The sequence below is a fragment of the Pseudomonas veronii genome (assembly GCF_001439695.1).
Classification (GTDB): domain Bacteria; phylum Pseudomonadota; class Gammaproteobacteria; order Pseudomonadales; family Pseudomonadaceae; genus Aquipseudomonas; species Aquipseudomonas veronii.
Genome location: NZ_JYLL01000036.1, coordinates 1 through 14372, shown reverse-complemented (window position 1 = coordinate 14372; position 14372 = coordinate 1). Strand labels below are relative to the sequence as shown.

At 61.7% G+C, this 14372-nt stretch carries 16 protein-coding genes; 4 read left to right on the top strand and 12 right to left on the bottom strand.

Annotated elements, in window-relative coordinates:
* Nucleotides 1-12: 12 nt before the first annotated feature.
* From TU80_RS27415 to soxR, 6 genes are all read right to left on the bottom strand, one after another.
* Nucleotides 13-573, bottom strand: a complete 561-nt coding sequence (locus TU80_RS27415; protein WP_057005833.1) for a DUF6162 family protein — start codon at nt 571-573, stop codon at nt 13-15.
* Nucleotides 570-899 (bottom strand): hypothetical protein, encoded by a 330-nt coding sequence (locus tag TU80_RS27410; RefSeq protein ID WP_017846901.1) that lies wholly within the window; start codon nt 897-899, stop codon nt 570-572. The genes TU80_RS27415 and TU80_RS27410 overlap by 4 nt, the downstream gene beginning before the upstream one ends.
* Nucleotides 896-1432: a hypothetical protein gene (locus TU80_RS27405; RefSeq protein WP_057005832.1), complete on the bottom strand. Its 537-nt coding sequence runs from the start codon at nt 1430-1432 to the stop codon at nt 896-898. Before TU80_RS27405 ends, TU80_RS27410 begins: the two co-directional genes overlap by 4 nt.
* On the bottom strand, nt 1429-2631 hold the full coding sequence (locus TU80_RS27400; RefSeq protein WP_057005831.1) for a PepSY-associated TM helix domain-containing protein: 1203 nt from the start codon (nt 2629-2631) through the stop codon (nt 1429-1431). Before TU80_RS27400 ends, TU80_RS27405 begins: the two co-directional genes overlap by 4 nt.
* Nucleotides 2632-2924: 293 nt before the next feature.
* Nucleotides 2925-3386: a VOC family protein gene (locus tag TU80_RS27395; protein WP_017846904.1), complete on the bottom strand. Its 462-nt coding sequence runs from the start codon at nt 3384-3386 to the stop codon at nt 2925-2927.
* A 226-nt stretch (nt 3387-3612) separates the two neighbouring features.
* Nucleotides 3613-4053, bottom strand: coding sequence for a redox-sensitive transcriptional activator SoxR (gene soxR / locus TU80_RS27390; RefSeq protein ID WP_017846905.1), 441 nt, complete (start codon nt 4051-4053; stop codon nt 3613-3615).
* A 100-nt stretch (nt 4054-4153) separates the two neighbouring features.
* Here soxR and TU80_RS27385 point away from each other — a divergent pair, with 100 nt between their 5' ends.
* The gene (locus tag TU80_RS27385; RefSeq protein ID WP_017846906.1) at nt 4154-4519 is read left to right on the top strand and encodes an antibiotic biosynthesis monooxygenase; all 366 of its coding nucleotides are present in this window, start codon (nt 4154-4156) and stop codon (nt 4517-4519) included.
* Here TU80_RS27385 and TU80_RS27380 read toward each other — a convergent pair.
* The 4 genes from TU80_RS27380 to msuE form a co-directional block, all read right to left on the bottom strand.
* Nucleotides 4508-5611 carry a sigma-54 interaction domain-containing protein gene (locus TU80_RS27380; protein ID WP_046384135.1) on the bottom strand — a complete coding sequence of 368 codons (1104 nt, stop codon included), beginning with the start codon at nt 5609-5611 and terminating at the stop codon, nt 4508-4510. The genes TU80_RS27385 and TU80_RS27380 overlap by 12 nt on opposite strands.
* Before the next feature lie 10 nt (nt 5612-5621).
* Nucleotides 5622-6809, bottom strand: a complete 1188-nt coding sequence (locus TU80_RS27375; protein ID WP_057005830.1) for an acyl-CoA dehydrogenase family protein — start codon at nt 6807-6809, stop codon at nt 5622-5624.
* Between the two features lie 77 nt (nt 6810-6886).
* A complete protein-coding gene (gene ssuD / locus TU80_RS27370) occupies nt 6887-8026 on the bottom strand; it encodes an FMNH2-dependent alkanesulfonate monooxygenase (RefSeq protein WP_046384133.1) in 1140 nt (379 codons plus the stop codon).
* A 9-nt stretch (nt 8027-8035) separates the two neighbouring features.
* The gene (gene msuE / locus TU80_RS27365) at nt 8036-8599 is read right to left on the bottom strand and encodes an FMN reductase (RefSeq protein ID WP_057005851.1); all 564 of its coding nucleotides are present in this window, start codon (nt 8597-8599) and stop codon (nt 8036-8038) included.
* Nucleotides 8600-8997: 398 nt separating this feature from the next.
* Here msuE and TU80_RS27360 point away from each other — a divergent pair, with 398 nt between their 5' ends.
* From TU80_RS27360 to TU80_RS27350, 3 genes are all read left to right on the top strand, one after another.
* A complete protein-coding gene (locus tag TU80_RS27360) occupies nt 8998-9267 on the top strand; it encodes a hypothetical protein (protein ID WP_046384132.1) in 270 nt (89 codons plus the stop codon).
* Nucleotides 9268-9498: 231 nt separating this feature from the next.
* Nucleotides 9499-10659 carry a cysteine desulfurase family protein gene (locus TU80_RS27355; protein ID WP_057005829.1) on the top strand — a complete coding sequence of 387 codons (1161 nt, stop codon included), beginning with the start codon at nt 9499-9501 and terminating at the stop codon, nt 10657-10659.
* Nucleotides 10660-10708: 49 nt separating this feature from the next.
* The gene (locus TU80_RS27350; RefSeq protein WP_017846913.1) at nt 10709-12517 is read left to right on the top strand and encodes an aminopeptidase P family protein; all 1809 of its coding nucleotides are present in this window, start codon (nt 10709-10711) and stop codon (nt 12515-12517) included.
* A 131-nt stretch (nt 12518-12648) separates the two neighbouring features.
* Here the strand turns inward: TU80_RS27350 and TU80_RS27345 are convergent, their stop codons facing one another.
* Complete coding sequence (locus tag TU80_RS27345; protein ID WP_017846914.1) at nt 12649-12930, bottom strand: hypothetical protein; 282 nt, start codon at nt 12928-12930, stop codon at nt 12649-12651.
* Between the two features lie 167 nt (nt 12931-13097).
* Nucleotides 13098-13985 (bottom strand): threonine/homoserine exporter RhtA, encoded by an 888-nt coding sequence (rhtA, locus tag TU80_RS27340; protein ID WP_057005828.1) that lies wholly within the window; start codon nt 13983-13985, stop codon nt 13098-13100.
* Nucleotides 13986-14372 lie beyond the last annotated feature (387 nt).

Below are 14372 nucleotides of genomic sequence, written 5' to 3'. Positions count from 1 at the left end.
CGGTCTTCTCGGTCAGTGACGGTGCTGGCGGGTCACGCCGGCGTCGAATTGCGCGACCACTTGCTGCCAGCCGGCCGCGATCAGCGCCTGGTCGGTGAGGTCGGCGGGGGCGGCCAGGTCTGGGCGGCGGTTGAGCCAGATGTCCGGCTCGGCGCCCGTTACCCGCATCAGCAGCGAGCCGCTGGTGGCCGGCGCCTGGCTCACGCCGAGGTAGGCCGACGGCGCCAGCAACTGCCAGCGATGATCGCCACGGCTGACCGAGCTGGCGTCCTGGGCAAAGGGCGCAAAGCCTTCTTCGGCCAGTTGCGCGGGCGTCGGCAGCACGCTGTGTGCCTGCTGCAGCCAGTGGATTTCATCCAGGGTCACGCGCAGGTCGGCGTAGATGCCTTGCTCGGCGGCGCTGAGGTCGCGGCGCGCGTCCAACTGGTGGCTGGGCACGGCAACCACGGCCTGGGTTTCACCGTGCAGGGCCACCACCGTACCGGCCACCGCCAGGATGATCAGGCACAGCAGCAGGACATAGAGGGTTTCGTGCCCGGCCCCGGCTGGGCGTACCACCTGTGTCGTACTCATTGGGACGGGATATCCGCTTGGTCGATTTCAACGACGTGACCGGGGCCGGCATCGAACAGCACGTAGAACTCGGCTGAGGGCTTCTTGAAGGTCAGGGTCGAGTCCGCGCCGAGCTTGCCGGGCACGAGGATGGTTTCGTCGTAGCCGATCACATCCAGGGTCACGCCGGGGGCGCCGCTGCCGTCGGAAAAACCGCCGGTGCATTGGATCTGTTCGCCGGGGATTTCCTTGCATTCGCACATCGGGTTGTGGGCCACGGCTGTGGGACAGAAACCGGCGCACAGCAACAACGTGGCGCAGGCGCGGCTCAGGCGTATCAATGTCATGGTTTGACTCCTTGCTTGTTCAGCCAGGCAATGGTGGCAGGCGAGGCCTGGCTCAGCGCAATGGAACCCTGGTGCATCGTGCCGTCCCAGCCTTCCATGGTGACCCACAGTTCGGCGTCGGCCGGCGTGCGCTCGGGCACCGGCAGCAGCGCGCCCATGCGGTACGGCGTGCCGAAGAAGATCACCCCGGCGGCGCGCAGGCTGCGCGGTTTGCCGATACGCAGGTAGGTTGCCTTGACCTGCTCGGCGCAGTTGGCGCACAGGGCGGCATTGAAAAATTTCATCGGGCCGGCCGGGTCCGGGCGCGGGCCTTCGTTGCGGAACTCGGCGAGGGTCAGGCTCCAGGGCCCGACCTGCACCTCGCCGGCCACCCGCTCGCCGATGCCGCTGTCACCGCGAAACAGCGCGGCGTCGGCTAAGTACTTGGGCATGAAGCCCAGGGGCACCAGCAACAGCAGGACGTTAAGGTGGAACCGCCATTTCAGCCACACGGCGCGCAGTGGCGAAGGCGTTGCGGCAGCGACCTTGCTCATTGGTTGCCCTCCGTCATTTCAGCCTGCAGGGCCGCGACCGCTGCCGCCTGGCGCGGCGCCTTGTGGCTGCGCTTGAGGGCATGGAGGGTGGCCAGGGCCGTGCGTTTGGTCCAGATCAGCAGGCCGCTCAACACCATCATGCTCAACACCAGGCCGAAGAATGCCCAGATCAGCTTGATCCACAGCCCGCCAAAGTCGCCGGTGTGCAGCGGGCGCATGGACTCGGTGACGAACTCCAGCGTCGAGCGGTTGGACAGCAGGTGCGAAACCGCCACTTCGCCGGTGTAGGGGTTGATCTGCGCGGTCTGGAACATCAACGGGTACCAGCCCCGCCCGCCGATCTGCAGATGGCTGTAGGCATTGAGTGGCAGGAACACGAAGCTGGTCTCCAGCCCCGGAATCCGTTGGCTGGCGATTTCGATCGCGTCGTCCAGGGCAATCATCGGCGCCGGCACGCCGGGGGCGGACGTCGGCACGTTCTCCCGGGCGATCACCGGCACGATGGGCTCGCTGGAGATGGAAATCTGGTTATCCCCCAGGATCGCCTGAATCAGGAACCAGGTGCCGGTGATGGAAATGACCGCGATGAACCAGATCGACCAGATACCGCTCAGGCGGTGGAAGTCGCCCCAGAAGATCCGCGCGCCATGGCGGATGCGCAGGGTCGGGCGCAAAAAGCCCTTCCAGAAGCGCTTGTACACCACCAGCCCGGTGATCAACGACGCCAGCAACGGCAGGCCGAGCGCGGAGACCAGGTACCAGCCCCAACTGAACCCATTGGTGAATGGCACCAGCCACCAACCGTGCAGGGCGCGGGTGAATTGTTTGAAGTCGAACGCCGGGCTGATGCCCTGGATCGCCCCTGTGTAAGGGTTGACATAGACCTCCACCGAGCGCCCGTCGGGGTAGCTGAGGGTGACACTCAGGGCGAAGTGCGACTCGTCCGGGCGGATGATGGATTGCACGATCACCAGGGGCTCGGCGCGTTTGATGGCGTTGATCACCTGGTCATAGCTCAGCGGTTCTGCGTCGTCCGACGGCTTGCTGGCGCGGATTTCCGGGTTGGCCAGCCAGACGATTTCCTGGCTGACCACCGCCAGGGTGCCGGTGACGCAGACGATCAGTACAAAAAACCAGATGGGTAATGCCAGCCAGCTGTGTACGAGAAACCAGAGTTTTGAGCGCGACTTCTTCGACATGTGAATGGGAGTCTTGATCGGAGGGGGCAATGAGGGCCCGGAAAAGGCCAGTCGTAGCTTTTGCTGACGCGACAGGCTGTATCTAAGTTAAGACGGATGAGAATGAGAAATCCCTAACCCAGATATGAAAGCAAATGTTTCAGATTCACATTCGTGGCGCTGAGGCCTCGGTGCTGGGCAGCCCCCGTCTCAAGCCGACCCTCGATCAAACAGTGGCAGCGGGCCTGCCCGCGATGGCGCTCGGTCAGGCACCGCCTGACACCCCGCCATCGCGAGCAAGCCCGGTCCCAGGCTCAGCCTTGCTTGAACAGCGCTTCGGCGCGCTGGCGGATTTGTGCTTCGTTCAGATTCTCCTTGCGGGAGGCGAGGAACCACACATGACCGAACGGATCTCTCAGCGTGGCGGAGCGGTCGCCGTAGAACTGGTCCTTGGGTTCGGAAATGGACAGGCCGCCGGCTGCGACCGCTTGTCGATACTGCGCGTCGACATCGTCCACATATAAATGCAGGCCGACGCTGGTGTGGCCATCGCGCGGGCTGCCGAAGGCCATTTCACCGCAGGGCGAGGCGAGCATGATCGCCGAGTCTCCGATACGCAGTTCAGCGTGGCCGACCTTGCCATCGGGCATGTCCAGGCGCATGACTTGCGTGGCGTTGAAGGCTTTTTTGTAGAACTCGATGGCTTCGGCGGCTTTTTCGACGCCCAGGTAGGGCGTGATGCTGTGATAGCCCTCGGGGATTGGTTTTACGCTCATATCATTCTCCCTGAATTGTGTTTATGAAGGGACGGCCCTTTCACTATAGGCCACGCCAGCCGTGGCTTGCGGGCAACCGACGAGGTGTTGCCCAGGCAACAGTGAACCGGCAGATCGTTCCGCCATCAGTGCTGCGGCGGGCGCCAGCCGCAGCGACACCACGGGTTTCAGGGCGCGGCGCTGTCCCAGGGGGTTAAGGTGAACATTTCCCACAGGGAGCGGTTTTTCAACTGGGCTCCAACAACTGAGCCCCCGGCCCCCGCTCACCGAGCAGGTCGCCCTGATTGCGCAACGGGCAGGCTTCCAGCGACAGACATCCACAGCCAATACAGCCATTGAGCTTGTCGCGCAGGAGCATCAGCTTGTTGATGCGCTCGTCCAGGTCTGCCCGCCACGATGCCGACAAACGCTGCCAATCTTTAGCCGTCGGCGTGCGTCCATCCGGCAGGGCCTGCAACGCTTCACCAATCGTCGCCAGCGGAATCCCCAGGCGCTGGGCGATCTTGATCACCACCACCCGGCGCAGTACATCGCGCGGGTAGCGCCGCTGGTTGCCGGCATTGCGATTGCTTTTGATCAGCCCCTTGGTTTCGTAGAAATGCAGGGCCGTGACCGCCACGCCGCTGCGGGCCGACAGTTGGCCAACAGTAAGCTCCTTGGTAACCATGAAAAACTCCGGATTAACCCTTGACCTTGACTTAACTAGAGGTTTTACCCTGCGTGGTATCGAATCACAAGATTCTGCCTACAGAGAAAGGGGAGTGTTCATGCAGGTATCAGAGAAGAATCGCAGTTTCACTCAATTGATCGAGTTTCAGGTCGAGCCCCAGCAACAGCTCGCCCTGGTCGCGGCATTGTCCATCCAGAGCGAGCGCCTGGCCCAAGGGCACGGCGGCTTTCTCAATGCGAGTGTGCAGGTCAGCGATGACGGGCGGCGGGTACTCAATTATCTGCAATGGCGCTCACGCGAGGACGGCGAGGCGGCCTTCCAGTGCGTTGAGCACGGCGAGGAAGATTTCTGGACACTGATACGCGCCCACCAGGCGACGGCCGTGACCTTCGGTTCGTTCCAGGTGCTGCACAGTTTCGAGCGCAGCCATGACAATGCGTTGCACTGCCGTTTAAATGGATAGGTGCAGCATGCGCTCACCCTGAACGTTTTCCCCCGGGCGGCGCTTGTTCACCGCCAGTTCGCCGATCTTGATCAGGCGCGTGCGTGTGACGTTGCGGCTCAGGCCCAGCAGGTTGGCGGTGTGGACCTGGTTGTAGTGGCTGAAGCGGTAGGCGGCACGCAGCAACGCGTCCTCGACTTTTTCATGCAGGGCACCGGCCTGTTCCTCGAACAGCTTTTGAAAGGCCCGTTCCAGCAAGGCTTCGGCACTGTTGTCGGTGCCGTGCGGGCTGTCGTCCTGACGCTCGATGCGCAGGTTCGACAGGCGTAAATCGTCGCGTTCGATCACGCCATTGCGGCAGATCAGCAAGGTGTGGTGAATCACGTTTTCCAGCTCGCGGATATTGCCTGGCCAGCTGTAGTTTTTCAGCTTGTGTTCGGCCTCGCGGCTGATGGTGACCGGGCCGTAGCCCAGGCGCTGGCTGTAGGCTTCGATGAAGTGTCGGGTCAGCGGCAGGATATCGCCGGGACGCTCGCGCAACGGGCTGAGTTCCAGGCTGACCACGTCGAGACGGTAGTAGAGGTCTTCACGGAAGTGCCCGGCGTTGATGGCTTTTTCCAGCTGCACGTTGGTCGCCGCAAGCACGCGCACATCGATGGGAATGCTCTTGCGCGAGCCCAGACGTACCACCTCCCGCTCTTGCAGTACGCGCAATAACTTGACCTGGATCGCCATCGGCAAATCACCGATCTCATCGAGGAACAAGGTGCCGCCGTCGGCCTCTTCGAACCAGCCGGCCTTGGCGCTGAGGGCGCCGGTGAAGGCGCCTTTTTCATGGCCGAACAGCTCGGCTTCCACCAGCGATTCGGAAAACGCCCCGCAGTTCACCGCCACGAAGGGCCGGTTGCGTCGTGCGCTGAGGTTATGAATGTGGCGCGCCACCAGCTCTTTACCGGTCCCGGTTTCGCCGATGATCAACACGCTGGCTTCGCTGGGCGCCACTTGCTGGATATGGTCGAGCAGTGCCTGGGATTTCGGGTCTTCGAAGACCTGGGCCGTGGCGCGGATCGAGGTGGCGAGGGCGGGCGAGGGCGGTAAGGTTAAAAGCTGCATGGGCACCTCTTTATGAATAGAACGTAGGAGTCGGCAGGGACTGGTTCAACGCCCAGTCCCCCAGTTCGTGGAGTTTGTAGTCCACCGGGTCGTGCAGGCTTTGCGTGCGCAGGTTGCGCCAGTGCCGGTCCAGGCGCAGTGACGCATGGGTGGAGCGCGCGCCGGTGACTTCAAACAGGCGGCTGCACAACTCCAGGCCCTGGCGGCTGGCGGCGACCTTGGCGGTGGCGATGGCGATGGCTAGTTGGCCGCGTTCGTTTTCGCTGAGGTTCGGCCCCTGGGCCCAGGCTTGATCGAGCAGCGCGGCGGCGCGTTCCACCAACAGGCGCACACCTTGCAGGGCCACCCAGAATTCGCCGTAGTGGTGCAGCACGTAAGGGTCTTGGCGCACATCCTCGGCGGTGGATTTATGCCACGCACGGGTTTCGGTGAGGGTGTAGTTGCGCGCTTCATCAAAGGCACCTTCGGCTATGCCGAGGAACATGTGCGTGAAGGTCAACTGCGCGATCAGTGGGCGCAGGCAGGCGAACGGTGTGCTCAGAGGGCCCGGGTCGAGCAGCAATTCCGACTCCTCGACGCGCACCCGTTCGAAACTGGCGCTGCCGCTGTCGGTCTGGCGCTGGCCGATATTGTTCCAGTCGTTGTGCAAGGTGATGCCGCTGCGCCCGCTGGGGATGGCGGCGATCAGCAACTTGCCGCCGGCGCTCTCATCCACCGCCGAGGCGATCAGCATTTCCGAGTCGCTGGCGCCGGAGCAGAAGCTCTTCTTGCCGGAGAACTCACGCCAACCGCCGAAATCCTTGACCTGCGTGCGCGTGTCCAGCGGGTTGAGGGCGTTGCCCCAGAACCAGTTTTTGCGTGCGGTCTGTTCGAACCACGGCTGCCATTGGTCCGGCCGCGAAAACAGGCGCACCGTAGCGAGCATCAGGTGGTGAAAACCGAAGACATGAGCGATGGAGCTGTCGACCTTGGCGAATTCACGCACGATGGCCAGGGTGTCGCTCCAGCGCGCACCAAGGCCGCCGTATTGAGTGGGAATGCTCAGGGCCAGCAGACCGCTTTGGCGCAGGGCATCCCGTTCGGTTTTTGGCGTGCCGCCGCGCTCGTCGCGTTCGACGGCGGTGAGGGCGAATTCGGCGGCGAGCTGTCTGGCGGTCTGCAAAGGTGAGGGCAGGACGCTGTGGGGGTTGGCTGTCACGCGGTGTTCCTCATAGGGCTCTAATGCCGTGTGCTGTCTATTGGGCAATGCAGATCAACGGTGCGATCTCAGCATTCTCAGGCCTTGGCCGGCAGCACATCATTGGCAATCATCTCGCCAAACGGTCCGGTGAGATTGGTGACACCGCGCCCGGCCAGGCTGGCGTAGGGTTCCGGCAATAGCGGGAACACCAACTCGGCGAAGCGATAGGCTTCTTCGAGGTGCGGGTAGCCGGAAAAGATGAAACTCTCGATGCCCAAATCCGCGTATTCCTTGATCCGCTCGGCCACTTGCCGCGGGTTGCCTACCAGCGCCGTGCCGGCACCGCCACGGACCAGGCCGACACCGGCCCACAGGTTGGGGGCGATTTCCAGGTTGTCGCGGCGCCCGTCGTGCAAGGCGGCCATGCGGCGCTGGCCTTCGGAATCAAAGCGCGAGAAGGATTTTTGCGCGGCGGCGATGGTCTCGTCGCTGATGTGTTCGATCAGTTTGTCGGCGGCTTTCCAGGCGTCCTCTTCGGTCTCGCGCACGATCACATGCAGGCGGATGCCGAACTTCACGGTCCGCCCGTGGCGCGCGGCCCGTTCACGTACATCCGCGAGCTTTTCGGCGACGGCGGCGGGTGGTTCGCCCCAGGTCAGGTACACGTCCACCTGTTCGGCGGCGAGGTCGTGGGCGGCGTCGGAGGAACCGCCGAAGTACAGCGGCGGGTAAGGCTTCTGCACCGGTGGGTAAAGTGCCTTGGCATTCTGCACACGCAGGTGTTTGCCTTCGAAGTCCACCGATTCGCCCTGCAATACGCGGCGCCAGATCTTGAGGAATTCGTCGGAGACTTCATAGCGTTCGCGGTGGTCGAGGAAGCTGCCGTCGCCGCGGTTTTCGTCGGGGTCGCCGCCGGTCACGACGTTGATCAGCAGGCGGCCGTTGGACAGGCGATCCAGGGTCGCCGCCATGCGCGCCGACACTGTGGGCGAGATGATGCCAGGGCGAATTGCCACCAGGTAGCGCAAGCGTTCTGTCAGCGGCACCAGCGCCGAGGCGATTACCCAGGAGTCTTCGCACGAACGCCCGGTAGGAATCAACACGCCGTAGTAGCCAAGGCTGTCAGCGGCCTGGGCGACTTGCTTCAGATAATTGAGGGTGACCGGACGGGCACCTTGGGTGGTGCCCAGGTAATGACCGTCGCCATGAGTGGGCAGAAACCAGAAAACATCCATGACGAATCCTTAAGCGATTTTCAACAGTGAGGGGGCGTGCGCGGCGAACAAAGGGGCTGCGCGTTCTGCCGCAAGGCGAATACGGCCTTTCAAGGCTTCGTTGGTGATTTGGTAATCGGTGAAATCGGCTTCGGTGGCGTATACGCCGATCGGCAAGGTCAGGGCCTGGAAGAAGCTGAACAGCGGGCGCAACTGGTGATCGAGTACCAGCGCGTGACGTTCGCTGCCGCCGGTGGCGGCCAGCAGCACAGGGGTGTCGATCAGCGAGTTGAGGCCAACCAGGTCGAACAGATGCTTGAGCAGGCCTGGATAAGAACCGCGATAGACCGGTGCGGCGACGATCAGCAAGTCGGCCTGTTCGATGGCCAACAGTTGGGATTCGACCTCGGCCGGCAACTCATCGCGCGACAGTGCGCCGCCCAGTGGCCGGGCGATATCACCGAGTTCGATCAGGGTCGTCTGGATCGGCAACAACGTCGCCAGTTCGGCCAGCACGGCCTGGGTCAACACCAGGGTACGGGACGGGCGCCAGGTTCCGCCGGAGAGGGCAACGACATTCAGGGGACGGGTCATGAACAGTTCCTTTTTCAACAGTGGCATAGCAGGGGAAGTGAGCCGGTCTGAGCAAGAGCTGTACCAACGGCTGCAGGCCTTGATCCGCCTGGGCTGCGGGCTCACTGCTGAAAAACGTTGCTGTTGTCTGCCTGGTGTTTTGTTGAATGGCTGTTGCCTGCGCAACAGTTGCCTGGCGAACAGTGTCGAATTCGCGTGGAGCCATTTATAGAGGGTTATGGTTATTCCGTAAATGAACGTATTTCTATATTTATAGATCTTAAAGGAATATAAAGGTGGCGCTGATGAGGGTGTGGCGACGGGTGATAGCGACTATCACGGATGGTGATTTTTCACTGTCCAGGGTCGGGAGTAGCCTGTGTTCATTGACTTGAGACCTTCTTCGCAGAGCCGTCGCCATGAACCGATTTTTTGCTGTTTCCTTATTACTCGTCACTTCTGTCGTTGCCGGTTGTGCGACCCATCCTTCGCCTGAATTACGCCCTTACACGGCGCAAGAAACCCGGGAACTGGCGCTGGAGGCGTTGAGCCGTCGCGGCTTGTCGTTTGACGAGTATCAACGCCAGCGGGCTGCCCTGACCGGTCAGGCACAACAACCTTTCAGTTTTGCTCACCAGGGCGAAATGAACGCCGAACGTAATGTGACCCTGCATGGCCGCCCCAGTTGAGCCGGTGCTCAGTGGCAAAAAGCCCGAGGTTTCTCAAGAAGCCTCGGGCTTTTTGTTTGCCATGGCGCTATGTCAGCCTGTTAAGCTGAATTTCAGGAGCGTTCCTACGCACATTTACGTCAAGTGGTCCTTTTTTAATGGCATTCGATCGGGTAAACCTGACGACCTCTGTTCCGGTCGATGCCCCTGAGACGTTGCTCTCGGGAACCTGCTCTGCGAGTCCCTAAGGTTATGAATAAACGTCCGTTGTATTTCGACTACGCCGCCACCACCCCGGTGGACGAGCGGGTCATCCAGGTGATGGTCGAGTGTCTGGGCTTGCACGCCAATTTCGGTAACCCTGCGTCCAGTTCCCACGCCTTCGGCCAAGCGGCCCGGCAAACGGTTGAACAGGCGCGTCGCCAGGTGGCCGAGTTGGTCGGTGCCGAGCCGGAGCAGATCGTCTGGACGTCCGGCGCGACGGAGTCCAGCAACCTCGCGATCAAGGGGGTGACTCAAGCGCGGGGCTTGGCGGGTGGGCATATCATCACCAGCCAGATCGAGCACAAGGCTACGCTGGACACCGCGCGGCAGATGCAGGAGGCCGGAGTGGCGGTGACCTACCTGGCGCCGGACGCCGATGGGTTGATCAGTGCCGAGGCGGTGAGTGAAGCACTGCGTGAGGACACCTTCCTGGTATCGCTGATGTTGGTGAACAACGAGTTGGGCACCCTCAACGACATCCCCGCCATTGGCGCGCGGGTGCGTGAACACGGCGCGTTGTTGCATGTGGACGCGGCACAGGGTGCGGGCAAGGTGGCGATCGACCTCGCGCAATGGCCGGTGGATTTGATGTCGTTTTCCGCGCACAAGGTGTATGGCCCCAAGGGGATCGGCGCGCTGTATGTCGGGCCGCGGGCGCAGCGGAAGGTGTTGGCACAGATTCACGGCGGTGGCCACGAGGGCGGCTTGCGCTCCGGTACACTGGCAACCCACCAGATTGCGGGCATGGGCGCGGCGTTCGCCTTGGCGGCGCAGGCGTTCAGTGAAGAGCAGGCGGCGATCGTGGCCTTGCGCCAGCGTTTGCTCGATCAACTGGCGTCGGTCGCCGGTGTGCGTCTCAATGGCAGCGCCACCCAGCGCATTCCCCACACCCTCAGCCTCACCTTCGGTGAAGGCGAGTTCAACGCCGCGGCCTTGAGTGCGGGCATTGCTTTTTCCGCCACCTCGGCCTGCAATTCGGCGAGCAATGCGCCCTCCCATGTGCTGCTGGCGCTGGGGCATGATGCCCGCAGCGCCGGTCGAACCATTCGCTTGAGCCTGGGGCGGTTCACCACCGAGCAGGATATCGACCAGGCCGTGCAGTTGATCAAGGCCTCCCTTGCCAGTGCGCCGGCGTTCTGGGCGGTCTGATTCTTCATTCGTAATCCATAACAATTATTCGTGGTTAGCAGGAGACACAATGAGTACGCAGCCTTTGACCCATGGAACGGTTCCCCAGCGCCTGGCGCATACCCGTGAATTGATGCGCCGCGAAGGCATTCATGCCTTGCTGGTGCCGTCCGCTGACCCGCACCTGTCCGAATACTTGCCGGGCTACTGGCAGGGGCGTCAATGGTTGTCGGGCTTCCACGGCTCGGTGGGGACGCTGATCGTCACCGCGGATTTCGCCGGTGTCTGGGCCGACAGCCGCTACTGGGAACAAGCGACCAAGGAACTCAAGGGCAGCGGTATCGAGTTGGTGAAGCTGCAGCCGGGGCAACCTGGCCCGCTGGAGTGGCTGGCCGAACAGACGCCGCAGGGCGCCGTGGTGGCGGTCGACGGTGCGGTAATGGCCGTGGCGTCGGCGCGTACCTTGGGCGGTAAACTGGCGGAGCGCGGTGCTCGCCTGCGTACCGATATCGACCTGTTGAATGAAGTCTGGAGCGACCGCCCGGCGTTGCCGAATCAGCCGATCTATCAGCACCTGCCACCGCAGGCCACCGTCAGCCGTGGCGAAAAACTCGCTGCACTGCGCGCCAGCTTGAAAGAAAAGGGCGCCGACTGGCACTTCATCGCCACCCTGGATGACATCGCCTGGTTGTTTAACCTGCGCGGTGCCGATGTATCGTTCAACCCGGTGTTTGTATCCTTCGCCCTGATCAATGCGCAACAGGCCACGCTGTTTGTGGCGCTGAGCAAAGTCGATGCCGCGCTGCGGGCGGTGCTTGAGCAGGATGGCGTGACCTTGCGCGATTACAGCGAAGTCGCCGATGCCCTGCGCGCGGTGCCATCGGGCGCGAGTGTGCAGGTTGATCCGGCACGCGTGACCGCCGGTTTGCTGGAACACCTGGACGCCAGCGTCAAGCTGGTGGAAGGGCTGAACCCGACGACGCTTGCCAAATCCCGCAAGAGCCTGGCCGACGCGGAACATATCCGCCTGGCCATGGAGCAGGATGGCGCGGCCTTGTGCGAATTCTTCGCCTGGCTGGAGAGTGCGCTGGGCCGTGAACGCATCACTGAACTGACCATCGACGAACACCTGACTGCCGCACGTACCCGCCGTCCCGGTTATGTGTCGCTGAGTTTCAACACCATCGCTGCGTTCAATGCCAATGGCGCGATGCCGCATTACCACGCCACCGAAGAAGAGCATGCGCTGATCGAAGGCGATGGCCTGCTGCTGATCGACTCGGGTGGCCAGTACTTGGGCGGTACTACCGATATCACGCGGATGGTGCCTATCGGAGCGCCGAGTGATGAACAGAAGCGTGATTGCACCCGCGTGCTCAAGGGGGTGATCGCCCTGTCCCGTGCTCATTTTCCCAAGGGCATTATGTCGCCACTGCTTGATGCCATCGCGCGCGCGCCGATCTGGGCCGAAGGTGTGGACTACGGCCATGGCACGGGGCACGGCGTAGGTTATTTCCTCAATGTGCATGAAGGTCCGCAGGTCATCGCCTACCAGGCCGCTACTGCGCCGCAAACCGCGATGCAGCCGGGCATGATCACCTCCATTGAACCGGGTACTTACCGTCCGGGGCGTTGGGGCGTGCGTATCGAGAACCTGGTGTTGAATCGCGAAGCGGGCAAGACCGAGTTCGGTGAGTTCCTCGAGTTCGAAACCCTGACCTTGTGCCCGATCGATACCCGTTGTCTGGAACCGTCGTTGCTGACGGCTGAGGAGCGCCAGTGGCTCAATGCGTACCATGCCGAGGTGTGTCAGCGTTTGAGCCCATTGCTCAGTGGCGCTGCGCTGGAGTGGTTGCAGGTACGCACCGCGGCTATTTGATCGGTCGCTGCTCGGCAAGTGCCGCTTGTGATTTACGCGCAGGCGGCCGGTCGCAGCGTCGCGAAGGGCTGCGCGGGGTCGAGGCGTTCGGTGGGCGCTGCGGAGCAGTCGGAAGTGGACTGCTCGGGCCGCTATTTACAGATGACGATCATGCTCCGGCTGGTGTAGCCGGCAGGGTTGAGGCCGAAGGGGTAGTCCCCAGGCTCTTCGGAGTTGTCACCGGACTTGGCGATAACCCGGTAGCCCTTGGCGCCGCATGAGTTGACTGCACTGGTGTAGCACTGGTCCCAGGAGGAGGACAGCCCGGAACAGTTGATATGCAGCCCTTTTTTGCCCCGTTTCACTTCTGTCTTGGTGGTCGCGGCACAGCCAGCAATGGCCACGACCATTAACAGTATCAAAATTCGCTTCATTCCCATCCTTAATAGCCGCTTCGAAAAAATTGCCTGAAGCTGGCTTTACTCGCTCTCGATTGTAGCGTTCGCGCTGTCCTTGTCGAAACTCTCCATGAATGACATTTGTTTGCGGCCTAAACATGGCCCAAATGAGCGGCAAATACCAGAGTTACCGTCAAAGATGATTAATCGGCTGGTACTAGAGGTTTGGCCTCGTTTCGCATGGTCAGCGTGGCGCCAACGGAGGCCAGGATAATGCAGGAGATGGCCAGCCACTGTGCGAGCGACAAATGCTCCTGCAGGAAGAACAGGCCCGAGAGCGCACCGAATGCGGGCTCGATGCTCATCAAGGTGCCGAAAGTACGGGCGGGCAGGCGAGTCAGCGCGACCATCTCCAGGGTGTAGGGGAGCGCCGTGGACAGGATGGCGACGCCGATGGCAACTGGAATCAGCGCAGGCGTCAGCAATGCCGCGCCCGCATGAACGATGCCGATCGGTGCGACGAACAAGGCGGCGATCATGACGCCGAGGGCAGCAGTTTGCACGCCGTTGTCATTCCCTGCCTTTTGGCCGAACAGAATGTAGAGCGCCCAGCAAACACCTGCGCCTAGTGCATAAGCCGCACCGACCAGGTCGATCCCCGTGCTGGCTTCTCCCGTGGGGATCAACAGCAGAAGACCGACAACCGCGAGGGCGATCCACAGAAAGTCCACCGCGCGGCGCGATGCATAGAGGGCGACGGCGAGCGGCCCGGTGAACTCCAGGGCTACCGCAATACCAAGAGGGACTGTGCGCAGCGACATATAGAAGAGGAAGTTCATGCCGCCTAACGCCATTCCGTAAACAATCACGGTGCGCAGGGATTTGGCCGTCAGCGTGGCCCGCCATGGGCGCAATATCAGCAACATGATGATGCTGGCGAAAATCAGGCGCAGCGTGGTGGTGCCTTGAGCGCCGACGATAGGGAACATGGTCTTGGCCAGCGAAGCGCCGGACTGGATGGAAGCCATGGCGATCAACAGCAGGCCGACAGGAAACAGTGCCGAGGCCAGGCTGCGAGGGGAGGTGGTCATTGGGGTGTTCGTCCGAGGTCATATTTGAGTAGCAAAGAGCCCTATGATGCTTAAGTGTGTGTCGCTGAGCAATATATTGCTCAATTATCAGTTTTCTACCTTCTATATAGAGTGGATTTGGAGGTTTTCCGCTGTTTGATAGAAAAACCAAATTAAAGGTTGACGGCAAATCCTGGACGTCTATAATTCGCCCCACTTCCGGCGCAGTTGAAGCGGAAAACTCCTTGGTAAACAAAGAGTTACACGAGATTCGACAGCGACCTGCTTCAGTTCATCGAAGCCTGGAAGGAGTTGGTAGAGCAGGGTTGTTTGGCTCTATTAACGTTTCGATCTTCTCGGTCGAAAGCGGAGAAAAAGAGGTGTTGACAGCAGCGTGTAACGCTGTAG